28 protein-coding genes are annotated in these 22356 nt (G+C 39.0%); 1 reads left to right on the top strand and 27 read right to left on the bottom strand.

Translation table 11 applies throughout. From position 1 onward, the window contains the following. Nucleotides 1-3: 3 nt before the first annotated feature. From secY to rpsL, 25 genes are all read right to left on the bottom strand, one after another. Nucleotides 4-1320: a preprotein translocase subunit SecY gene (gene secY, locus ACSYTE_RS03095; protein WP_491717239.1), complete on the bottom strand. Its 1317-nt coding sequence runs from the start codon at nucleotides 1318-1320 to the stop codon at nucleotides 4-6. Then, complete coding sequence (rplO, locus tag ACSYTE_RS03090; protein WP_491717238.1) at nucleotides 1320-1751, bottom strand: 50S ribosomal protein L15; 432 nt, start codon at nucleotides 1749-1751, stop codon at nucleotides 1320-1322. The genes secY and rplO overlap by 1 nt, the downstream gene beginning before the upstream one ends. A gap of 31 nt (nucleotides 1752-1782) precedes the next feature. Then, nucleotides 1783-1965, bottom strand: a complete 183-nt coding sequence (gene rpmD / locus ACSYTE_RS03085) for a 50S ribosomal protein L30 (protein WP_491717237.1) — start codon at nucleotides 1963-1965, stop codon at nucleotides 1783-1785. A gap of 14 nt (nucleotides 1966-1979) precedes the next feature. After that, the gene (rpsE, locus tag ACSYTE_RS03080) at nucleotides 1980-2498 is read right to left on the bottom strand and encodes a 30S ribosomal protein S5 (RefSeq protein WP_219054214.1); all 519 of its coding nucleotides are present in this window, start codon (nucleotides 2496-2498) and stop codon (nucleotides 1980-1982) included. Between the two features lie 21 nt (nucleotides 2499-2519). Then, nucleotides 2520-2876, bottom strand: coding sequence for a 50S ribosomal protein L18 (gene rplR, locus ACSYTE_RS03075; RefSeq protein WP_491717236.1), 357 nt, complete (start codon nucleotides 2874-2876; stop codon nucleotides 2520-2522). A gap of 51 nt (nucleotides 2877-2927) precedes the next feature. After that, complete coding sequence (rplF, locus tag ACSYTE_RS03070) at nucleotides 2928-3467, bottom strand: 50S ribosomal protein L6 (protein WP_491717235.1); 540 nt, start codon at nucleotides 3465-3467, stop codon at nucleotides 2928-2930. 27 nt (nucleotides 3468-3494) lie between these two features. Next, complete coding sequence (gene rpsH, locus ACSYTE_RS03065) at nucleotides 3495-3908, bottom strand: 30S ribosomal protein S8 (protein WP_491717234.1); 414 nt, start codon at nucleotides 3906-3908, stop codon at nucleotides 3495-3497. Between the two features lie 31 nt (nucleotides 3909-3939). Further along, nucleotides 3940-4125 carry a type Z 30S ribosomal protein S14 gene (locus tag ACSYTE_RS03060; RefSeq protein ID WP_491717233.1) on the bottom strand — a complete coding sequence of 62 codons (186 nt, stop codon included), beginning with the start codon at nucleotides 4123-4125 and terminating at the stop codon, nucleotides 3940-3942. Between the two features lie 23 nt (nucleotides 4126-4148). Further along, nucleotides 4149-4691, bottom strand: coding sequence for a 50S ribosomal protein L5 (gene rplE / locus ACSYTE_RS03055; RefSeq protein ID WP_491717232.1), 543 nt, complete (start codon nucleotides 4689-4691; stop codon nucleotides 4149-4151). A gap of 28 nt (nucleotides 4692-4719) precedes the next feature. Next, on the bottom strand, nucleotides 4720-5028 hold the full coding sequence (gene rplX, locus ACSYTE_RS03050; RefSeq protein ID WP_491717231.1) for a 50S ribosomal protein L24: 309 nt from the start codon (nucleotides 5026-5028) through the stop codon (nucleotides 4720-4722). A gap of 31 nt (nucleotides 5029-5059) precedes the next feature. Next, nucleotides 5060-5428: a 50S ribosomal protein L14 gene (gene rplN, locus ACSYTE_RS03045; protein WP_219054207.1), complete on the bottom strand. Its 369-nt coding sequence runs from the start codon at nucleotides 5426-5428 to the stop codon at nucleotides 5060-5062. A gap of 49 nt (nucleotides 5429-5477) precedes the next feature. Then, nucleotides 5478-5744, bottom strand: coding sequence for a 30S ribosomal protein S17 (gene rpsQ, locus ACSYTE_RS03040; RefSeq protein WP_491717230.1), 267 nt, complete (start codon nucleotides 5742-5744; stop codon nucleotides 5478-5480). Nucleotides 5745-5769: 25 nt separating this feature from the next. Next, nucleotides 5770-5964, bottom strand: a complete 195-nt coding sequence (gene rpmC / locus ACSYTE_RS03035; protein WP_491717229.1) for a 50S ribosomal protein L29 — start codon at nucleotides 5962-5964, stop codon at nucleotides 5770-5772. Then, on the bottom strand, nucleotides 5954-6385 hold the full coding sequence (rplP, locus tag ACSYTE_RS03030) for a 50S ribosomal protein L16 (RefSeq protein WP_491717228.1): 432 nt from the start codon (nucleotides 6383-6385) through the stop codon (nucleotides 5954-5956). Before rplP ends, rpmC begins: the two co-directional genes overlap by 11 nt. 2 nt (nucleotides 6386-6387) lie before the next feature. Then, nucleotides 6388-7101 (bottom strand): 30S ribosomal protein S3, encoded by a 714-nt coding sequence (rpsC, locus tag ACSYTE_RS03025; RefSeq protein WP_491717227.1) that lies wholly within the window; start codon nucleotides 7099-7101, stop codon nucleotides 6388-6390. Between the two features lie 12 nt (nucleotides 7102-7113). Next, nucleotides 7114-7461 carry a 50S ribosomal protein L22 gene (gene rplV, locus ACSYTE_RS03020; protein WP_219054202.1) on the bottom strand — a complete coding sequence of 116 codons (348 nt, stop codon included), beginning with the start codon at nucleotides 7459-7461 and terminating at the stop codon, nucleotides 7114-7116. Nucleotides 7462-7478: 17 nt separating this feature from the next. Continuing rightward, the gene (gene rpsS / locus ACSYTE_RS03015; protein WP_219054201.1) at nucleotides 7479-7757 is read right to left on the bottom strand and encodes a 30S ribosomal protein S19; all 279 of its coding nucleotides are present in this window, start codon (nucleotides 7755-7757) and stop codon (nucleotides 7479-7481) included. Nucleotides 7758-7798: 41 nt separating this feature from the next. Further along, a complete protein-coding gene (gene rplB / locus ACSYTE_RS03010; protein WP_491717226.1) occupies nucleotides 7799-8641 on the bottom strand; it encodes a 50S ribosomal protein L2 in 843 nt (280 codons plus the stop codon). Between the two features lie 25 nt (nucleotides 8642-8666). Then, nucleotides 8667-8954 (bottom strand): 50S ribosomal protein L23, encoded by a 288-nt coding sequence (rplW, locus tag ACSYTE_RS03005; RefSeq protein ID WP_491717225.1) that lies wholly within the window; start codon nucleotides 8952-8954, stop codon nucleotides 8667-8669. Further along, nucleotides 8954-9577 (bottom strand): 50S ribosomal protein L4, encoded by a 624-nt coding sequence (gene rplD, locus ACSYTE_RS03000; RefSeq protein WP_491717224.1) that lies wholly within the window; start codon nucleotides 9575-9577, stop codon nucleotides 8954-8956. The genes rplW and rplD overlap by 1 nt, the downstream gene beginning before the upstream one ends. Nucleotides 9578-9594: 17 nt before the next feature. Then, nucleotides 9595-10230, bottom strand: coding sequence for a 50S ribosomal protein L3 (gene rplC, locus ACSYTE_RS02995; RefSeq protein ID WP_491717223.1), 636 nt, complete (start codon nucleotides 10228-10230; stop codon nucleotides 9595-9597). A 34-nt stretch (nucleotides 10231-10264) separates the two neighbouring features. Further along, nucleotides 10265-10573: a 30S ribosomal protein S10 gene (rpsJ, locus tag ACSYTE_RS02990; RefSeq protein ID WP_219054196.1), complete on the bottom strand. Its 309-nt coding sequence runs from the start codon at nucleotides 10571-10573 to the stop codon at nucleotides 10265-10267. 312 nt (nucleotides 10574-10885) lie between these two features. Next, a complete protein-coding gene (gene fusA, locus ACSYTE_RS02985; protein ID WP_491717222.1) occupies nucleotides 10886-12979 on the bottom strand; it encodes an elongation factor G in 2094 nt (697 codons plus the stop codon). 109 nt (nucleotides 12980-13088) lie between these two features. Beyond that, the gene (gene rpsG / locus ACSYTE_RS02980; protein WP_219054194.1) at nucleotides 13089-13559 is read right to left on the bottom strand and encodes a 30S ribosomal protein S7; all 471 of its coding nucleotides are present in this window, start codon (nucleotides 13557-13559) and stop codon (nucleotides 13089-13091) included. A 33-nt stretch (nucleotides 13560-13592) separates the two neighbouring features. After that, the gene (gene rpsL / locus ACSYTE_RS02975; protein ID WP_219054193.1) at nucleotides 13593-14006 is read right to left on the bottom strand and encodes a 30S ribosomal protein S12; all 414 of its coding nucleotides are present in this window, start codon (nucleotides 14004-14006) and stop codon (nucleotides 13593-13595) included. Between the two features lie 240 nt (nucleotides 14007-14246). Here rpsL and ACSYTE_RS02970 point away from each other — a divergent pair, with 240 nt between their 5' ends. Beyond that, the gene (locus ACSYTE_RS02970) at nucleotides 14247-14921 is read left to right on the top strand and encodes a prepilin peptidase (protein WP_491717221.1); all 675 of its coding nucleotides are present in this window, start codon (nucleotides 14247-14249) and stop codon (nucleotides 14919-14921) included. A gap of 48 nt (nucleotides 14922-14969) precedes the next feature. Here the strand turns inward: ACSYTE_RS02970 and rpoC are convergent, their stop codons facing one another. Together rpoC and rpoB are read right to left on the bottom strand one after the other, a co-directional pair. After that, complete coding sequence (gene rpoC / locus ACSYTE_RS02965) at nucleotides 14970-18626, bottom strand: DNA-directed RNA polymerase subunit beta' (protein WP_491717220.1); 3657 nt, start codon at nucleotides 18624-18626, stop codon at nucleotides 14970-14972. 17 nt (nucleotides 18627-18643) lie between these two features. Continuing rightward, entirely contained in the window at nucleotides 18644-22267 is a 3624-nt protein-coding gene (gene rpoB, locus ACSYTE_RS02960; RefSeq protein WP_491717219.1) for a DNA-directed RNA polymerase subunit beta, read from the bottom strand. Nucleotides 22268-22356: the final 89 nt, after the last annotated feature.

Raw genomic sequence — 22356 nt, 5'->3', positions numbered from 1 at the left:
ATTTTATAAATCAGTTGGTCTTGGGTTCTTAATGAATCCAACGTATTCACGCTTCATCATCAATCCCTTAATTTGTCTAATTGCTTCGATTGCAACACCAACAATAATCAACAAACTAGTACCACCTAAACCAACTGATTCACTCAAGTTCCAAACGTTTTGAGCAATAAGTGGAATTAATGCAACGATTCCTAAGAAAACAGAACCAACAACACTCAAACGCATTAATAATTTAGAAATATAGGTTTGAGTTTCATTACCTGGCCAAACTCCTGGAATATAACTTCCTTGCTTTGTTAAATTCTCAGAAAGTTTTTCTGGGTTGACCTGAACGAAAGCATAGAAGAAAGTAAAGATAACGATTAGAAGTGTATATAATATGGAACCATAAATTGATTGCATATTAAATATTTGTGACATAATCTGATACCAAGTATCGTTTTGATGGTTATTCGCAAAGTAAATCAAAATTGTTTGCGGAGTCGAAATAAACGAACTGGCAAAGATAACTGGGATAACCCCAGCAACGTTAACTTTTAATGGTAGATAACTACTATCATTTGAACTAGAAACCCGTCTGGTATATTGGATCGGAATTCTTCGTTCAGCCTGTTGAACCCAGGTAACAAAAGTAACAATAATTAAAACAGCAACAAGAATTACAGCTAAGAATGCAATTCCTTGCCATAAACCAGATCCACTTTCACCCAAAATATAATCAGTATATAGTTGTTGGATTCCAACTGGAATTCTTGCAACAATACCTGCAAAGATAATCATGGAAACACCCTGACCAATTCCTCGATCAGTAATCATGTCTCCCATCCAGGTTGTTAACATTGAACCACCGGTTAGAATAATACCGATACTTACATATGTCGCAATTCCTGGGTTTTTAACAAGGTTTAAACTACTTAAAGTATTAAAACCTGCAGTAATCCCAACAGATTGGATGAATGCAAGAACAACGGTCATAATTCTAGTAACCTGATTTAATTTACGTCGTCCAACTTCCCCTTGTTTTCCCCATTCCACAAATTTAGGAACGATGTCCATTTGGAGCAGTTGAACAACAATCTGAGCAGTAATATACGGTGAAACACCCATAGCGAAGATGGAGTAGTTTGTTAATCCACCACCACTAAAGGTGTTTAAAATGCTAACCAATCCAGAAGAAGAAACGCTTTGAAGTGCCTTCGCGTTTATACCAGGAACAGTAATAAATGAACCAAGTCTAAAAACAATTAGTACTCCTAAAGTAAAGAGAATTTTATTTCTAATATCCTTTATCTTAAAAGCGTTCGTTATGGTTGATAGCATTAGATCACCTCAATTTTACCGCCAGCGTTTTCAATTGCTGATTGGGCTGACTTAGAAAACTTGTTAGCCTTAACAGTCAATTTCTTAGTTAAATCGCCTTCGCCAAGGACCTTAATTCCGAACTTAACGTTTTTAACTAAACCAGCTTCCGCAAGCTTTTCAGGAGTTACATCAGCACCATCATCAAATTGATTTAATGATGCTAAGTTAACAACTGCATATTCTTTACGGTTAATGTTAGAGAAACCACGTTTTGGCATTTGACGGTAAAGAGGCATTTGGCCCCCTTCAAAACCTAAACGAGTCTTGCTACGAGCCTTTTGACCTTTTTGTCCACGACCAGCGGTCTTACCTTTACTTCCGCGACCACGACCAATTCTTGATCTTGATGAACGTGAGCCTTCAGCAGCTTTTAATTCATTTAACTTCATTAAAAGTACACCTCCTTATTAAATAGATAAATTACTTAACTTGTTCAACTTTAACTAAATGTGCAATTTTGAATAATGCACCACGAACAGCTTCGTTGTCTGGTCTTACAACAGTGCTGTTAACACGATGTAAACCAAGTGCTTCAACGATTTTACGTTGCTTAGGGAGACGGTGCGTTGCACTATGAGCTAAAGTAATTTTTAATTGAGCCATCTCTAAACTCCTCCTTATTCTGCTAAGTGTTGAGCAGAAACACCACGTAAAGCAGAAACTTCTTCTGCACTCTTCAATGAAATTAAGCCTTCAAAAGTTGCACGAACTGAATTAATTGGTGTGTCTGAACCTAAACGCTTACTAGTAACATCATCGATACCAGCTAATTCCATAACGGCACGGACAGCACCACCAGCGGCAACTCCAGAACCTTCAACGGCTGGCTTCAACATGATCTTTCCACCACCGAAGATACCAACAACTTCGTGAGGGATAGTAGTTCCAACGATTGGTACTTCAATTAAGTTCTTACGAGCGTCTTCAACAGCTTTACGAATAGCTTCTGGAACTTCTTGAGCTTTACCAGTACCGAAACCAACATGTCCATTCTTGTCACCAACAACTACTAAAGCAGCAAAACGTAGACGACGTCCACCCTTAACAACCTTGGTAATTCGATTAATAGCAACAACATTATCTTCAAGTTCTAATTTACTTGCGTCAATTTGGTTCGGACGAATTTTTTTAGCCATGTGTTATCAATTCCTCCTTTTTTAGAATTCTAGTCCATTTTCACGAGCGGCTTCAGCCAAGGCTTGAACACGGCCATGGTATAAGTAACCCCCACGATCAAATACAACATTTTTAACATTTTTCTTAGCTGCACGTTCAGCAACTAACTTACCTACAAGTTTAGCTTGATCAGTTTTGTTACCTTCACTAGCTTCGCTATCAAGAGTTGAGGCACTAGCAAGCGTCACACCCTCTACGTCATCAATAATTTGAGCGTAGATGTTTTTGTTAGAACGGAAAACGTTCAAGCGTGGGCACTCGGCAGTACCAGAGATCTTATTACGGACACGTAAATGACGACGTTGACGTGTCTTGTTCTTATCTGGTTTTGTAATCAAAATAGTCACCTCTAATTTAATATAGTAGCAAAATAATAAGTAATAATAATATTACTTACCAGTTTTACCTTCTTTACGACGTACATATTCGTCTTCGTAACGAATACCCTTACCCTTATATGGTTCAGGTGAACGAACGGCACGAACCTTAGCTGCGAAATCACCAACGTGTTGTTTGTTGATTCCATTAATGTTGATAGTAGTGTTATCAGGAACTTCAAGTTCAAGATCTTCAGGAACTTCAATTTCAACTGGGTTTGAGTAACCAACGTTAAGAATTAAAGTCTTACCCTTTAGTTGAGTACGGTATCCAACCCCGATAAGCTTAAGGGTTTTCTTGAAACCGTTGCTAACACCTTCAACGATGTTGTTAAAGTTAGCACGCATAGTACCGTGCATTGCACGAACTTTGTTAGTGTAACGAACGTTAGGTTCGAAACTTACTACGTTGTCTTCAACTTTAACTGAAATTTCAGGAGAAAGGATAGTTGATAAAGTACCCTTTGGTCCCTTAACAGTTAACTTGTCATTATCTTGACTGAATTCAACCTTTTCAGGTAATTCAACCTTTTTATAACCAATACGACTCAAAATTACACCTCCAATACTTTTAAAATTTTACCAAATGTAAGCTAATACTTCTCCACCAATCTTCTTGGCACGAGCTTCCTTATCAGTAATAACACCTTCAGAAGTTGAAATAATCGCAATTCCTAAACCATTTAAAACCTTAGGAACAGATTGAGAATCAACGTATGAACGTAAACCTGGCTTTGAAATACGCTTCAAACCAGTAATAACACGACGGTTGTTTCTACCATCGTTATCCTTACCGTACTTTAAGAATACGCGGATAACACCTTGCTTGTCGTCTTCGATGTATTCAACATCGCGAACGAATCCTTCACGTTTAAGGATTTCAGCAATGGCACGTTTAATTTTGGATGCAGGTGCTTCAACTGATTCGTGACGAGCCATGTTGGCATTACGAATGCGAGTTAAGAAATCTGCAATTGGATCTGTCATAGACATAAACGATAAGCCTCCCTTTATTTTTTATATTTTACCAACTAGCCTTCTTCATACCAGGAATTTGACCCTTGTGGGCTAAATCACGAATACAAAGACGGCATAGATGGAATTTTCTGTAAACAGAGTGAGGACGTCCACAGCGTTCACATCTTGTGTATGCTTGAGTTGAGAACTTTGCAGGACGATTTGCTTTTAAAACTAATGCTTTTCTAGCCAATATAAAGCCTCCCTATTGATTCACTACTTAGTGAATGGCATTCCGAACTGTGCTAATAATTCACGTGATTCTTCATCACTATTAGCAGTAGTAACAATAACAATATCTAATCCACGAACGCGGTTAACGTTATCGTAGTTGATTTCTGGGAAAATTAATTGTTCACGTACACCTAAAGTGTAGTTACCACGGCCATCAAATGATTTCTTGCTAACACCATGGAAATCACGAACACGTGGAAGTGAAACATTGATTAATTTGTCTAAGAATTCGTACATGCGTTGGCCACGTAAAGTAACCTTAGCACCGATTGACATACCTTCACGTAATCTGAAACCGGCAATTGATTTCTTAGCCTTAGTAACTAAAGGCTTTTGACCTGAGATCAAAGCTAATTCAGCAACGGCTTCGTCTAAATTCTTAGCGTTGGTAACAGCGTCACCAACACCCATGTTCAAAACAATCTTATCAAGCTTAGGAGCTTGCATGATTGATGAGTAGTTAAATTTTTCAACTAATGCTTTTGAAATTTCATTAGTGTATTTGTCTTGTAAGCGACTTGGCATAAATGAGATATCCTCCCTTCGTCAAATTTTAATCGAGTGATGTGTTTGTCTTCTTTGAGAAACGAACTTTCTTTCCGTTGTCTTCTCTGATACCAATCTTAGTTGGTTCATTGTTAGAAGGGTCAATAATCATAACGTTAGAAACATGAATTGGTGCTTCAACATCATTAATTCCACCTTGTGGATTGCTTTGTGAAGCTTTTTGATGCTTCTTAACGATGTTCACACCTTCAACTACTACGCGATCTTTTGAGGCAATAGTCTTAGTAACAGTTCCTTCTTTACCCTTGTCTTTACCACTGATTACACGAACTTTGTCACCAGTTTTAATTAACATTTTACGGCACCTCCTTGGCGTTTAGTAGTTATTATAGTGTTTCAGGAGCTAGTGAAACGATCTTCATGAAGTTGTTGTCACGTAATTCACGTGCAACTGGTCCAAAGATACGAGTTCCGCGAGGGCTCTTGTCATCATTAACGATAACGGCAGCGTTTTCGTCGAAACGAATGTATGAACCGTCCTTACGACGGGAAACAGACTTAGTTCTAACGATAACAGCTTTCACAACGTCACCCTTTTTGACAACGCCACCTGGTGTTGCTTGTTTTACAGTAGCAACGATGATGTCACCGATTCCTGCATAACGTCTGCTTGATCCACCTAAAACCTTAATGGTTAAAATTTCACGAGCACCTGAGTTATCGGCAACTTTTAAACGACTTTCTTGTTGAATCACGGTAAAATCCTCCCTTCATAGTTGGATCATTTAGAATACGATAAAATGATTAGATAATAACAGCTTTCTTAACAATCTTAACTAAACGGAAATGCTTAGTAGCTGATAATGGCCGAGTTTCCATAATTTCAACAATGTCGCCCATTTTAGCTTCATTATTTTCATCATGTGCTTTGTATTTCTTTGAATACTTAACCCGCTTACCGTAAGTTGGATGAGTCTTAGTGGTTTCAACAATTACAGAAATAGTCTTATCCATCTTGTCAGAAACAACGCGACCACGGTATACCTTGCGTTCATTACGTTCTTCGCTCATGTATAAACCTCCTTTTATCGTATTCTTACTTGTTTAATTCTTTTTGACGAAGTGCAGTTTTAATACGTGCAATGTTCTTACGAACTTGTTTTAATCTTGCAGTATTTTCCAATTGTCCAGTAGCCAATTGAAAACGAAGGTTAAACAATTCTGCCTTGTAACCTTGTTCTTTTTCGTGCATTTGATCAGTGGTTAATTCATTAATTTCTTTAGCCTTCATTTGATTCGCCACCTACTTCCTTTTTAACAATCTTAGTCCGTACAGGAAGCTTCATTGAAGCTAAACGTAAAGCTTCTTTTGCGATTTCGTCAGTAGTATCTCCTACTTCGAATAAAACTTTACCGCGCTTAACGGGAGCAACCCATCCAGCAGGAGCCCCTTTACCATTACCCATACGAACTCCGACACCTTTTTCAGTATATGATTTGTGAGGGAAAATCTTAATCCAAACTTTCCCACCACGCTTCATGTAACGAGTGATAGCAACACGACAAGCTTCGATTTGTCTGTTAGTAATCCAGTGAGAATCTAAAGCTTGTAATCCGTAACTACCGAAAGCAACTGATTTTCCACCCTTTGCTTGTCCACGTAATTTACCACGATGTTCACGACGGTGTTTTACACGTTTTGGTACTAGCATGTTTATTCCCCTCCTTTACGATTATTATTACGACGATTATTACGACGATTGTTGTTATTTGCAGGAACATCATTGTTCACAGCAGCTTGGCCTGGTAATACTTCACCACGGTAAATCCAAGTTTTAACACCAATAGCACCATAAGTTGTGTGTGCTTCTTCCCATGAGTAATCAATGTCAGCACGTAAAGTATGCAATGGAACAGTACCTTCTGCATATGATTCGATCCGAGCCATATCAGCACCATTCAAACGACCAGCAACTTGAGTTTTAATACCCTTAGCTCCTGAACGAACACTACGTTGCATAGCTTGACGCATTGCACGACGGAAAGCCACACGACCTTCTAATTGAGCAGCAATGTTTTCACCAACAAGAATTGCATCTAAATCAGGTTTCTTGATTTCGATGATGTTGATGTGAACACGCTTACCAGTTAATGAATTTAATTGTTTACGAAGACTTTCAACTTCGGATCCACCTTTACCGATAACCATACCTGGTTTTGCAGTGTGGATAGAAACGTTAACACGCTTTGCAGCACGTTCAATTTCTACAGTAGAAACAGAAGCATCAGAAAGTCTTTCTGCGATATATTTACGGATTTGTAGATCTTCTTTAAGATTAGCAGCAAAATCTTTTTCAGCATACCATTTTGCTTCCCAATCGCGAATGATCCCTACACGAAATCCGTTTGGATTTACTTTTTGACCCACGCGTTATACCTCCTACTTTTCAGAAACTACGACAGTGATGTGACTAGTTCTCTTGTTAATTGGTGAAGCTGAACCTTTTGCACGAGGACGAAAACGCTTAAGAGTTGGTCCTTCATTTACATATGCTTCACTTACAACTAAGTCTTCACGATCTAAATCAAAATTATTTTCTGCATTAGCTACAGCTGACATAAGAACCTTTGATACAACTGGAGAAGCACCCCGAGGAGTGAATTTCAAGATTGCACTGGCTTCTGCCACGCTTTTACCTCTAATAAGATCAACTACAAGGCGGACCTTACGAGCGGCAATACGAACAGTTCTTGCAGTAGCTTTTGCTGATGTAACTTGTTCAGCCATTTATTAATCCTCCTTGTTTAAACAGTTTTCTTATCGTCACCCTTAGCGTGACCATGGAAAGTACGGGTTGGTACGAATTCACCAAGCTTATGTCCTACCATATCTTCTTGAACATAAACGGGAACATGTCTTCTCCCATTATAAACAGCGATAGTGTATCCAATAAAACTTGGAAAAATAGTTGATCGACGAGACCAAGTCTTAATAACTGACTTCTTTTCAGAATCCTTTTGAGCATCAATCTTCTTTAAAAGACTGGCATCAGCGAAAGGTCCCTTCTTTAAACTACGACTCATTATAAAACCTCCCTTACAATTTCATCATTGATGAATTTATATTACATCTTTGAACCCTTACGACGACGAACAATCATCTTGTTAGAACGAGCACTCTTAGAACGAGTCTTCTTACCAACAGTCTTCTTGTGCCATGGTGATAATGGAGATGGGTAACCAACTGGTGCTTTACCTTCCCCACCACCATGTGGATGATCATTAGGGTTCATTACGGAACCACGAACGTGTGGACGTTGACCCTTGTAACGAGTACGACCAGCTTTACCAACGTTAACTAATCCGTGTTCTTCGTTACCAACACTACCGATAGTAGCACGGTTTACAGAAAGAATCATCCGAACTTCACCAGATGATAATTTAACTAGTGCGTATTTACCTTCGTTACCTAATAATTGAGCTGAGGCACCAGCAGAACGTACTAATTGACCACCCTTACCAGGTTTTAATTCAACGTTATGAATGATACTCCCAACTGGGATTTTATTCAATGGTAATGCATTACCAACTTTAATATCAGCATTTACACCTGATTCAACTTTATCTCCAACCTTAAGTCCCTTAGGGGCAAGGATGTATGATTTAACACCATCAGCGTATACTAACAATGCAATGTTAGCAGTACGGTTTGGGTCATATTGGATTGATTGAACAGTAGCCATAACATCATCTTTGTTACGCTTAAAGTCAATGATACGGTATTGGTTCTTGTTACCACCACCACGATGACGAACAGTCATGCGGCCTGAGTTGTTACGACCAGCTTGGTGCTTCTTAGCAGCCAATAAAGACTTTTCAGGCTTTTGAGTCGTAATAACTTCCTTATAGTTAAGGCTAGTCATGTTACGACGACCATTACTGGTTGGTTTGTACTTTTTAAGTGCCAAAGTATTCCCCTCCTATTTTAATATTTTATTTTTCGCTAAATAATTGAATTTCGTTTGAATCTGCGGATAAGGTAACGATTGCCTTACGACGCTTCTTAGTGTAACCTTCGAATGATCCTTGACGCTTCTTCTTACCCTTAAGATTCATAATGTTTACTTTAACAACCTTAACATCAAAGATGTCTTCAATTGCTTTTTTAACTTGAGTCTTAGTTGCCCGTACGTCTACATCAAATGTGTAACGCTTGTCATCCATCAAAGCAGTAGTTGCTTCAGTGATAACTGGACGTAAAATGATATCGCGTAATTCCATTATGCGAGCACCTCCTCTACTTGAGAAAGAGCAGCCTTAGTAATAACAATCTTGTCGCTGTGAACAACATCAAGAGTGTTAACACTCTTAGCATTGATAACAGTAACATTCTTTAAGTTACGTGCTGATAAAGCAACGTTATCATTGTCATCTTCTAAGACAACTAAAGTCTTAGTAGTAACATCTAAATTCTTTAATACGTTGTTAAATTCCTTAGTTTTAGGAGCACTAAATGCTAATGAATCAACAACAACAAAGTCGTCGTTAGCAACCTTTTCAGAAAGAACAGATTTAACAGCTAAACGAGTAACTTTCTTTGGAAGGTGGTATGCGTATGAACGAGGAGTTGGTCCGAAGACAATTCCACCACCACGCCATTGTGGTGAACGAATGGAGCCTTGACGAGCACGACCAGTACCCTTTTGACGCCATGGCTTCTTACCACCACCACGTACGGCACTTCTGTTTTTAACAGCATGAGTACCTTGACGTTGTGATGCGCGTTGCATAGTGATTGTATCGAATACAACACTATCGTTTGGTTCGATGTTAAAAATGGCATCATTTAAGTCGATGTTTCCATTTTTACTACCATCTTGTTTGTATAATGCTACGCTTGTCATTTATTGTTCCTCCTTTCTTATTTTTGAGATCCGCGTGCTGCAGATCTAACTACTAATAATGATTTGTTGGCACCTGGAACGTTACCCTTAACAAGAAGAACGTTGTTTTCAGTGTCAGCCTTAACGATTTCAAGGTTTTGAATAGTAACAGTCTTGTTACCCATCCGACCTGGAAGCTTCATACCCTTAACAACTCGGTTAATGATTGAACCTAATGAACCAGGACGACGGTGGTATCTAGAACCATGAGTTTCTGGTCCACGTGATTGACCATCCTTATGGATGTTACCTTGGTATCCATGACCCTTTGAGATACCTGTAACATCAACGATGTCACCTGCTTCGAAGACATCTGCCTTTACTTCATCTGCTACATTATAATCGCCAAGCTCAACATCTCGAATTTCTTTAATGAAGCGCTTAGGATTAGTCTTTGCTTTTGCTGCATGACCTTTTTCTGGTTTGTTTGAACGAACAGCTTTTTTGTCGTCAAAACCAACTTGAATTGCTTCGTAACCGTCATTTTCAACAGTTTTCTTTTGCAAAACAACATTAGGAGTAACATCAATAACAGTAACTGGTGTTAATTCACCATTTTCACTGAATACTTGAGTCATTCCTACTTTTTTACCTAAGATTCCTTTTTTGGTCATGAGTACACCTCCGATATGATTGTATTTCTAAAAATTATAATTTGATTTCGATATCTACACCACTTGGTAGATCAAGTTTCATCAATGAATCAACAGTTTTTGGTGTTGGATTCAAGATGTCGATTAAACGTTTGTGAGTTAACATTTCGAATTGTTCACGTGACTTCTTAAACTTATGTGGTGAAGCTAAAAGAGTGTAAACAGTACGATCAGTAGGCAATGGAATTGGACCTGAAATCTTGGCACCAGTTCTTTGCGCCGTAGCAACAATCTTTTCTGCAGATTGGTCTAGAATGCGGTGTTCATAAGCCTTTAATCGAATACGAATTTTTTGTTTTGCCATTGTATTCCCTCCTTCGTCTATTTTAAAAATAAGACTAACTCCGTGAAAGTTACCAACGCACCTCCGTGGCAATGCATCCGGGTGTGTCGCAATCTCTCACATCAATGCTATCATCTGTCCTGTTTAGGGTATAACAACCCCTCAAAAATCAGTACTTAACTATAATACCCGATTTAAAGCTGGGTTGCAAGAGTTTCTAAAAAATAATTTGCGGTTTTAAAATTATTTTTGATTTAGCTTCCTATTATTATAGATAGAAAAAAGGAGACTGAAAATTTCAGTCTCCTTCAACAATAAAATTAAAATATTTTATTATTCAGCGTTTCCACCGTTCTTCTTGATAATGTCTTCTTGAATTGCCTTTGGAACTGGAGCGTAGTGATCAAAACTCATTGAGAATGTACCACGACCTTGAGTTGCAGAACGCAATGTAGTTGCGTAACCAAACATTTCAGAAAGTGGAACAAAAGCATGAATTAATTGAGCCTTTGAACGAGTTTCCATTCCATCAACATTACCACGACGTGAAGTTACTTGACCCATAACATCACCCATGTTTTCTTCAGGAACAACAATATCAACCTTCATGATTGGTTCTAGGATCACTGGATCAGCAGTCTTAGCAGCATTTCTCAATGCGATTGAAGCAGCAATCTTAAATGCAGCTTCACTAGAATCGACATCATGGTAACTACCATCGTATAACTTAGCCTTAACGTCAATCAATGGGTATCCAGCAAGCACACCGTTAGCCATTGATTCCTTCAAACCTTGTTCTACTGAAGGGATAAATTCACGAGGAACAACCCCACCAACGATAGCATCTTCGAATTCGAATCCTTTACCAGCTTCATTTGGAGTAAATTCAATCCAAACGTCCCCGTATTGACCTTTACCACCAGATTGACGAATGAACTTACCTTGAGCCTTAGTAGCCTTAGTAAATGCTTCACGGTAAGCAACTTGAGGAGCACCAATAGTTGCTTCAACCTTGAATTCACGCTTCATACGATCAACGATAATGTTTAAGTGAAGTTCACCCATTCCAGAGATAATCGTTTCACCAGTTTCAGGGTTAGTTTCAGCCTTGAAAGTAGGATCTTCTTCAGCAAGCTTTTGTAAAGCGTTGTTCATCTTATCTTGGTCAGCCTTAGTCTTAGGTTCAACAGAAACACTAATAACTGGGTCAGGGAATTCCATTGATTCAAGATGTAATGGGTGCTTAGGATCAGTTAATGAATCACCAGTAGTAGTGTTCTTTAAACCAATCGCAGCAGCGATATCACCAGAGAATACTTCAGGAATTTCTTTACGGTGGTTAGAGTGCATTTGTAGTAAACGACCAACACGTTCACGCTTGTCCTTAGTAGCGTTCAATACATATGAACCTGATTCCAAACTACCACGGTAAACACGAATAAATGTTAAACGTCCAACGAATGGATCAGTCATAATCTTGAATGCTAAGGCAGCAAATGGCTTGCTGTCATCAGCCTTCAATTCAACTTCTTCACCAGTATCAGGATCAGTTGCATTGTATGGACGAACATCAAGTGGTGATGGAAGATAATCGATAACTGCATCAAGCATCATTTGAACACCCTTGTTCTTGAATGCTGAACCAGCTAATACTGGGTAAAATTCAAGATTTAAAGTTGCCTTACGAATTGCAGCCTTTAATTCATCCTTGGTGATTTCTTCACCTTCAAGATACTTGTTCATGATGTCTTCGTCAACGTCAGCAACGGCTTCAACTAATTCATCATGACGCTTTTGTGATTCTTCCTTCAAGTTATCAGGAATTTCAACAGTATCCCATTCTGAACCTAACTTATCTTCATCATATAGGTATGCCTTCATTTCAATTAAATCAACCATACCTTCGAAGTCATCTTCAGCACCAATTGGCATTTGAATTGCATGAGCATTAGCATCCAAACGTTCGTGAAGTGACTTAACTGACATATCAAAGTCAGCACCTAACTTATCCATCTTGTTAGCGAAAACAATTCTAGGAACATTGTATTCAGATGCTTGACGCCAAACAGTTTCAGTTTGAGGTTCAACCCCAGCAGCAGCATCCAAAATAGTAATTGAACCATCAAGAACCCGTAGTGAACGTTCAACTTCGGCAGTAAAGTCCACGTGTCCTGGGGTATCAATAATATTTACTCGGTATCCCTTCCATTGTGCAGTAGTTGCAGCAGAAGTGATAGTAATACCACGTTCTTGTTCTTGTTCCATCCAGTCCATTTGTGAAGCACCATCATGGGTTTCACCAATTTTATGGGTAATTCCAGTGTAGTACAAGATCCGTTCAGTAGCGGTAGTCTTACCAGCATCAATATGGGCAGTAATACCGATATTACGAGTCTTTTCTAGTGGGAATTCACGTTTGTTAGCCATGTGTAATTGTTTCTCCTCTCAAAACAGTTCAGTTTCAAATAAAAGTGGCTATTGAAAATCAACTAGCCACTTTCTATTATAACAAATTATAAGAATAACTAAACGCTAATTACCAACGGTAATGTGCAAATGCACGGTTAGCTTCAGCCATCTTATGAGTGTCTTCACGTTTCTTAACGGAAGCACCAGTATTGTTAGCGGCATCCATGATTTCGCGACCTAAACGTTCAGTCATCGTGTGTTCCCCACGTAAACGTGAGTAGTTAGTGATCCAACGAAGACCTAAAGTAGTCCGACGACCTGGACGAACTTCGATTGGCACTTGGTAGTTAGCCCCACCAACACGACGAGCCTTAACTTCAAGTACTGGCATAACGTTCTTCATTGCTTCTTCGAATACTTCAACTGGGTCATTTCCAGTTTCTTCTTTAATCATGTCGAATGCACCGTATAAAATCTTTGATGCAGTTCCTCTCTTACCATCTAACATTAAATGGTTAATTAAGCTGGTAACCAACTTTGAATTGTAAATTGGATCAGGAAGTACTTCGCGATCCGCAACATGTCCTTTTCTTGGCATTTAAATATCCTCCTCGGTTTTAATTTTAATCGATTATTCCTTAGGCTTCTTAGTACCGTACTTAGAACGACCTTGACGACGGTCATCAACACCGGCAGTATCTAAAGCACCACGAATAATGTGGTAACGAACCCCAGGTAAATCCTTAACACGACCACCACGAATTAAAACAACACTATGTTCTTGAAGGTTGTGTCCAATTCCTGGGATGTAAGCAGTAACTTCGATTAAGTTTGATAATCTAACACGGGCATACTTACGTAATGCAGAGTTAGGCTTCTTTGGAGTCATGGTACCAACACGGGTAGCAACTCCACGTTTTTGAGGAGCTGGGTTGTTGGTTTGAACTTTCTTGTAACTGTTGTACCCATGGTTTAAAGCAGGGGATTTTGATTTAGAACTTTTAGATTTACGTCCGTTACGAACTAATTGGTTAATAGTAGGCATCTAAAAATTCCTCCTTTCATAATTTTAATATAATATATAAGTCCACACATCCAGGTGGTTCATTTTTATTTTTAAAAAAAGAACCGCCGTTTACGTACGAAATTGTACATAGTGCAAAGAAAATAAACCTTTGCAATAGCAAGCACCTTATTATCTTATCACTCACCATATATGCTGTCAATGAATTTTAAAAATAGTCCGTGGTATTTTTTGCGTAATTTAATTCCAGAGGTGTTAAAAATGAACATAATTTTTTTATTCTTTATCGGTGCCGCATTAGGATCTTTTATTTTATTAATCATTCAACGCAACGAACGCAATGAATCAATCGTAACTCCCCGTTCCCATTGTGATAGCTGTAAAACAACCATTAGTTGTCTGGATTTAATTCCAATTATTAGCTACCTAATATTAAAGGGACGCTGCAGAAATTGTCAAGCTCCAATCAATAAAAACATTTTGGTTACTGAATTAGTGATGGGAATTGTTGTCGTACTTCAATCATATTATAAATTCCACATCTTAATTTTTATTTCATTAATAATGTTAATAATATTATCGATCATTGACGCAGAGAAACTAATGGTCCCCACTAAATTGATCATATTGTTATTAATCAATAACGTATTTTACTATTTTATATTTAATAATGGCAATATTATCTACTTTGTCCTCTTAATTGGTGCATATTTAGTCGTTCAATTTATCAATTACTTTACTTTAAAAATTGGAAGTGGCGATATAGACATTATTTTTATTTTTATGTTAGTGGTCGGGATTAAGGGAATCCCACCATTAATTATCATTGCTACAATAGTTGCACTAACGTATTCAATTATTTTTGCTAAACGCAATCAAATTGCATTCATTCCATTCTTAAGCGTTGGATATATTATCACATTATTAGCTATGTAAAAAAATAAGAACCCTCAATAAATGAGAGTTCTTATTTTATGGTATTAACTAGTTTTTAGCGTCTTCTTCTTTTTTAATCTTTTCTTCTAATTGACTAATTGAATAAACACCATCAGTACTAGATGCACCAATTTCCTTTGGCTTAATGTCACCATAAGTGTGCATACCAGTCCCTGCAGGAATTAGCTTACCAATAATAACATTTTCTTTCAATCCGATTAATGGATCGTTCTTGCCCCGAATAGCAGCGTCAGTTAAGACACGAGTTGTTTCTTGGAATGAAGCAGCGGATAAGAAACTGTTAGTTTCAAGCGCAGCCTTCGTAATTCCAAGCAATACGGGACGTGAAGTAGCAGGAATCTTACCAGAGATAACGGCATCACGATTACTTTCCTTAAAGTCATTAATATCCATTAAAGTCCCAGGAAGTAATTCAGTATCACCAGGATCCATGATTCTAACCTTACGAAGCATTTGTCTAATCATGATTTCGGCATGCTTATCACTTAATTCCACCCCTTGACCACGGTAAACAGTTTGAACTTCACTAAGCAAGTAAACTTCAGTTGAGATTGTATCTCTAACCTTGATTAATTCCTTAGGATCAATTGAACCATTGTTCAACTTAGAACCACGTCTGATAAAGTCACCTTCAGCAACTTGCAATTTAGAGTTAATTGGGACACTGTAGGTTCTTGTATCCGTGTCACCCTTAATTGTAATTTCTTGAGTTCTATCAGCTGGGTTTTCTTCGATTGTTTCAACAGTCCCAGTAACTTCAGTAATTTCAGCTTTCCCTTTTGGATTTCTAGCTTCAACAATTTCTTGAATCCGAGGAAGTCCTCGGGTAATATCTGAATTTCCGGCAACCCCACCAGTATGGAAGTTACGCATCGTTAATTGAGTACCAGGTTCCCCAATGGCTTGGGCTGCAACAGTTCCGACAGCTTCACCAACTTCAACTGGATCACCAGTTGCAAGGTTACGTCCATAACACTTTGAACAAACCCCGTGAACACTGTTACAAGTAAATGCTGAACGAATTTCAACTTCCTTGATTCCAGCATCTTCAATTGCTTGAGCTTCTGCTTCGTTAATAATTTGATTCTTCTTAACGATTACTTCACCATTAGCAGGATTAACAACGGTCTTCATTGCATTTCTACCAATAATTCTGTCAGAAAGTGGTTCAGAAATTTGCTTATCATCATCATTGTACAATGCTCTAACAATTAAGCCACGATCAGTCCCACAATCTTCTTCACGAATAATAACATCTTGAGCAACGTCAACAAGTCGTCTAGTTAAATAACCAGAGTTGGCAGTCTTCAAGGCCGTATCGGTCATCCCTTTACGAGCACCATGAGTAGAAATAAACATTTCCAAAACAGTTAATCCTTCACGGAAGTTAGAAGTGATTGGCAATTCCATGATGTCTCCACTAGGCGAAGCCATCAACCCACGCATTCCGGCTAATTGAGTAAAGTTTGAAATGTTACCACGAGCTCCAGAATCACTCATCATAAAGATTGGGTTTTGAGGATCAAAGTTATGCGCCAATAGTTCTTGAATCTTATCCCTAGCATCAGTCCAGATTTGAATAACCTTTTCATAACGTTCATGATCAGTAATCAAACCATGACGGAATTGCTTGGTAACGCCATCAACTTTTTCATGAGCTTCTTCAATTACTGAAGGTTTTTCCTTTAGTTCAATAACATCGGTAATCCCAACCGTTAAACCAGACTTGGTAGATTTATCGTAACCAATATCCTTAATTTTATCAAGTAACTTGGAAGTAATTGTAACCTTGTATTGGTTGTATACTTCGGCAATCACATCACTTAAGAACCCTTTTTTGAATGGTGGCACAACTGGTGCATCCTTCAAATGATCAAAAATGTTTTCACCTGGTTCGAGGAAGTACTTATCAGGAATATGACCATGAACGTTAGTATCAGTAGGTTCATTTAGGTAGGTAAATGCCTTGGGTAAAATATGGTTGAAAATAATCTTACCAGTAGTCGTAACCAAAATCTTATCCCTTTGATCATCTGTAAATGGCTTATCAGGCATTGATGATACACGAATCCCAACTCTAGTATGCCAGTGGGTCGTTCCATTTTGGTATGAAAGAATTGCTTCGTCATAATCATTGAAGATTGATCCTTCACCTTCACGACCAGCTTCTTCCATAGTAAGGTAATAGTTACCGATAACCATATCTTGTGATGGAGTAACGATTGGCTTCCCATCACGAGGTGCAAGAATATGACTGGCAGCAAGCATTAGGATTCTAGATTCAGCTTGGGCTTCGTCTGAAAGTGGAACGTGAATGGCCATTTGGTCCCCATCAAAATCGGCGTTGTAAGCTTCACAGGCCAATGGATGTAAACGCATTGACTTCCCACTTACTAACACTGGTTCGAAGGCTTGAATTCCCAAACGGTGAAGCGTAGGAGCCCGATTAAGCAACACTGGGTGTTCCTTAATTACATCTTCTAAGACATCAAACACTTCATCTTCTTGACGATCAATTTGGCGCTTAGCATTCTTGATGTTAGAAGCAATGCCTCGCTTAACCAATTCTTTCATAATGAAAGGTTTGAATAATTCCATTGCCATTGGTACTGGTAGACCCATTTGGTTGAACTTAAGGAATGGTCCAACATCAATAACTGAACGGCCTGAGTAGTCAACCCGCTTTCCAAGTAAGTTTTGTCTGAACCGACCTTGCTTACCCTTAAGCATGTGTGATAGTGACTTCAATGGACGATTACCTGGACCGGCAACTGGACGACCACGACGACCGTTATCAATCAAAGCATCAACGGCTTCTTGAAGCATCCGCTTTTCATTTTGCACAATGATTCCAGGAGCATGCAAATCTAATAATCTCTTAAGTCGGTTGTTACGGTTAATCACCCGCCGATAAAGATCGTTTAAATCTGAAGTGGCAAAACGGCCACCTTCCAATTGAACCATTGGACGAAGATCAGGTGGGATAACAGGAATTGCATCCATTACCATCCAATCTAAGTCATTTTCAGAAGTTAAGAATGCTTCCAAAATGTCTAATCGACGAACGGCACGCGTTCTCTTTTGACCAGTAGCCTTCTTTAATTCTTCTTTTAATTCATCTGTTTCTTTTTGAACATCAACATTTTCAAGTAACGTCTTAATGGCTTCTGCACCAATATCAGCCTTGAATCGATTACCGTATTCTAACTTCTTTTCACGATAGTCATGTTCTGATAGTAATTGTTTGTTTTCAAGTGGTGTATCCCCACCATCAGTAACAACGTAGGAAGCAAAGTAAATAATTTCTTCCAATGCACGGGGACTCATGTCTAAAACAAGCCCCATTCTACTTGGAATTCCCTTGAAGTACCAAATATGGGTAACGGGTGCAGCCAATTCAATATGACCCATTCGTTCTCTTCTAACCTTGGAGCGCGTAACTTCCACTCCACAACGATCACAGACAATTCCGCGGTAACGAATACGCTTATATTTACCACAAGCACATTCCCAGTCTTTAGTAGGCCCGAAAATTCGTTCATCGAACAAACCTTCTTTTTCAGGCTTTAAAGTCCGGTAGTTAATGGTTTCAGGTTTTTGAACTTCACCATATGACCAACTACGGATTTTATCAGAAGATGCTAGGCCAATTTGCATGCTTTCGAATTTATTAACATCGACCAATTGAGCGGCCTCCTTATTTAATCATTAGAATTTGTGTTAGTAGTATTTGTATCGGACTTTTCAGATTCGCTGTCTTCTTGTTCTGCTTTTTCAGCATTTTTCTTAGCTTCTTGTTCCTTAGCTAACTTGCTTAAAGCATCAACATTAACAACATCGCCATCTTCATTGTCCATATCTCTTAGTTCAACTTCCTTGTGATCCTTGTTAAGAACCTTCATATCAAGTCCTAAGGCTTGTAGTTCTTTAACAAGTACTCGGAATGATTCGGGAACCCCTGGCTTTGGAATTGGTTCGCCCTTAACGATGGCTTCGTAGGTCTTAACCCGACCAACCACGTCATCAGACTTGTAGGTTAGGATTTCTTGAAGGGTATAAGCAGCCCCATAAGCTTCAAGAGCCCAAACTTCCATTTCACCAAACCGTTGGCCCCCAAATTGAGCTTTACCACCAAGTGGTTGTTGGGTAACTAATGAGTAAGGTCCGATTGCACGAGCATGAATTTTATCATCAACCATGTGAGCGAGCTTCAAGTAGTGCATAACACCAACAGCAATTCGCTTATCAAATGGTTCACCAGTCCGTCCGTCATAAACTACTGACTTAGTATCAGGAGCCATTCCAGCTTCCTTAACGATGTCATCAATATCATCATCACTAGCACCATCGAAAACAGGGGTAGTAACGTGAATTCCTAATTTACGAGCAGCCATTCCTAAATGCAATTCAAGCAATTGACCAATGTTCATCCGAGAAGGCACACCCATTGGACTCAACATAATGTCGATTGGAGTCCCATCTGGCAAGTATGGCATATCTTCTTCTGGAATAACGATGGAAACGGTCCCCTTGTTACCATGACGACCAGACATCTTATCCCCAACTTGAATCTTCCGTTTTTGTGCAATGTAAACTCGAACCATTTGGTTAACACCTGGTGCAAGTTCATCACCATTTTCACGACTGAAGACCTTAATGTCTTGAATAATTCCTCCAGCACCATGAGGTACCTTAAGGGAAGTATCACGAACTTCACGTGCCTTTTCACCAAAGATCGCATGAAGCAGACGTTCTTCAGCAGATAGTTCAGTCACACCCTTAGGAGTAACCTTACCAACTAAGATATCACCATCGTGAACTTCAGCACCAATTCTAACAACCCCGTTTTCATCAAGGTTCTTAAGTGCATCTTCCCCAACGTTAGGGATTTCACGAGTCATTTCTTCGGGTCCTAACTTCGTATCACGAGCTTCTGATTCATATTCTTCAATATGAATTGAAGTATAAACATCATCACGAACTAACCGTTCGTTAATAGCGATCGCATCTTCGAAGTTATAACCTTGCCAAGTCATAAAGGCAACAACTGGGTTTTGTCCTAATGCAAGTTCACCGTTTTCCATTGAAGGTCCATCGGCAAGCACTTCATTAGCGTCAACATGGTCATTGACCTTAACGATTGGCCGTTGGTTGTAGTTCTTACCACCATTGGAACGTTGGAATTTCATTAATCTGTAGGTATCTAAGGCCCCATCATCACGACGAACCCGAACCTCACGTGAATCAACGTATTCAACGTTTCCTTCGTGTTTACAAATTAGAGCAACTCCAGAATCATGGGCAGCCCGATATTCCATCCCAGTTCCAACAAGTGGAGCGTGTGGATTTACCAAAGGAACTGCTTGACGTTGCATATTTGCACCCATCAAAGCACGGTTGGAGTCATCGTTTTCCAAGAAAGGAATACATGCAGTCGCAACCGAAACTACTTGCTTAGGTGAAACGTCCATGTAATCAACGTCTTCGATGTTAGCAACGATATTATCTGAACGGTGACGCGCCAAAACAGTTGGTTCTGCAAATGAACCATCGTCGTTCAACTTAGAGTTAGCTTGTGCAACCACGTACTTATCTTCTTCGTCCGCACTCAAGTAATCGATCTTATCGGTAACCTTGTGATCCTTCCAGGAAACACGACGGTATGGAGTTTCAACAAAACCATACTTATTAACCCGTGCATAACTAGAAAGACTATTGATCAACCCGATATTTGGACCTTCTGGAGTTTCAATCGGACAAATTCGACCATAGTGAGTATAGTGAACGTCCCGCACTTCATATCCGGCCCGATCACGAGTCAAACCACCAGGTCCTAAGGCAGATAGCCGCCGTTTATGGGTCAATTCACCAAGTGGGTTCGTTTGATCCATGAATTGTGAAAGTTGTGAGGAACCAAAGAATTCCTTAACGGAAGCCACCACTGGTCTGATGTTAATCAATTGTTGTGGAGTAACAGTAGCAGCGTCTTGGATTGACATCCGTTCTCTAACTACTCTTTCCATCCGTGCTAAACCAATTCTGAATTGGTTTTGTAATAATTCACCAACTGAACGAATCCGACGGTTACCCAAGTGATCGATATCATCGGGTTCACCAATTCCTTCTTGTAAGTTAAAGAAGTAATTAATGGATGAAATAATATCAGCTGGGGTAATGTGCTTGAAGTCCAATGGAATATTATCGTTACCAATTACTGGAACGATTCGATCTGGCTCGTTCTTTGAGTAAACCTTGATAACTTGAATCGTCATTGGTTCAGTCACAACGGCTTGGTCAGAAGGTTCGAAAGTATAAGCCTTGAAATCTTGGCGATCAAGATATGGCTTTAATTTTTCTAATAGTTCACGGCTAATTACGTCATCCTTATTAGCAATGATTTCACCAGTATCAGGATCAGCCAAAGTTTCTGCTAGGGTCAATCCTAGTAATCTATTTTTAAGTGTTAATTTATTGTTAGTCTTGAAACGACCAACTGGTGCCATGTCATAACGCTTTGGATCAAAGAAACGAGCAGTCAAAAGACTTCTTGATGAATCGGCCGTCTTAGGTTCACCAGGACGTAGTCGTTCATAAATATCCTTTAATGCTTCTTCAACACGAGAATCATCAGCGTTTTTATGAACATCCTTTTCTAATGTTAATGATAGGCTATCATTAGAACCGAGGATTTCACTAATTTCGCTATCATCACCAAAACCAAGTGCTCTAACGAGTTCGGTAATTGGTAACTTCCGTGTCCGGTCAATTCTGACATATGAAACGTTTTTAGCATCCGTTTCAAATTCCATCCAAGCCCCACGGTTAGGGATAATGGTGGAACCAAATACAGTTCGGCCATTCTTATTAATGTCCTTATGGAAGAATACCCCAGGAGAACGAACTAATTGTGAAACGATAACCCGTTCGGCACCATTAATAATGAAGGTCCCTTGGTCAGTCATCAATGGAAAATCGCCAAAGAAAACATCTTGGGTCTTGATTTCACCAGTATCATGGTTCGTTAACTTAAGCGTAACGTGTAATGGAGCTGAATAATTTGCCTCATGCGCACGTGCTTCTTCTACTGTATACTTTGGTTCTAATAATTGATAATCAACGAACTCTAAAGATAAATTCCCCTTAAAGTCATCAATTGGCATAATGTCATTAAACATTTCCCGTAATCCATCATCCAAGAACCATTGGTATGAATTCGTTTGGATTTCAATCAAGTTAGGTAAATCAAGAACTTCCTTGATTCGAGCGTAACTTCTACGAATACGGTGCTTTCCATATTTAACTAAATGTCCTGCCAAGTTATTCACCTCTCCTAATTATTTCTACGAAAAGAAATGTTACAATTTGATTACAAATTGTATTTTTCCTATTTTTTTACCTAATTTGGGCAAAAAAA

The organism is Nicoliella sp. ESL1120 (assembly GCF_058508515.1).
Note: the sequence above shows the minus strand (reverse complement) of the source record. Positions and strands in the feature narration are given on the sequence as shown.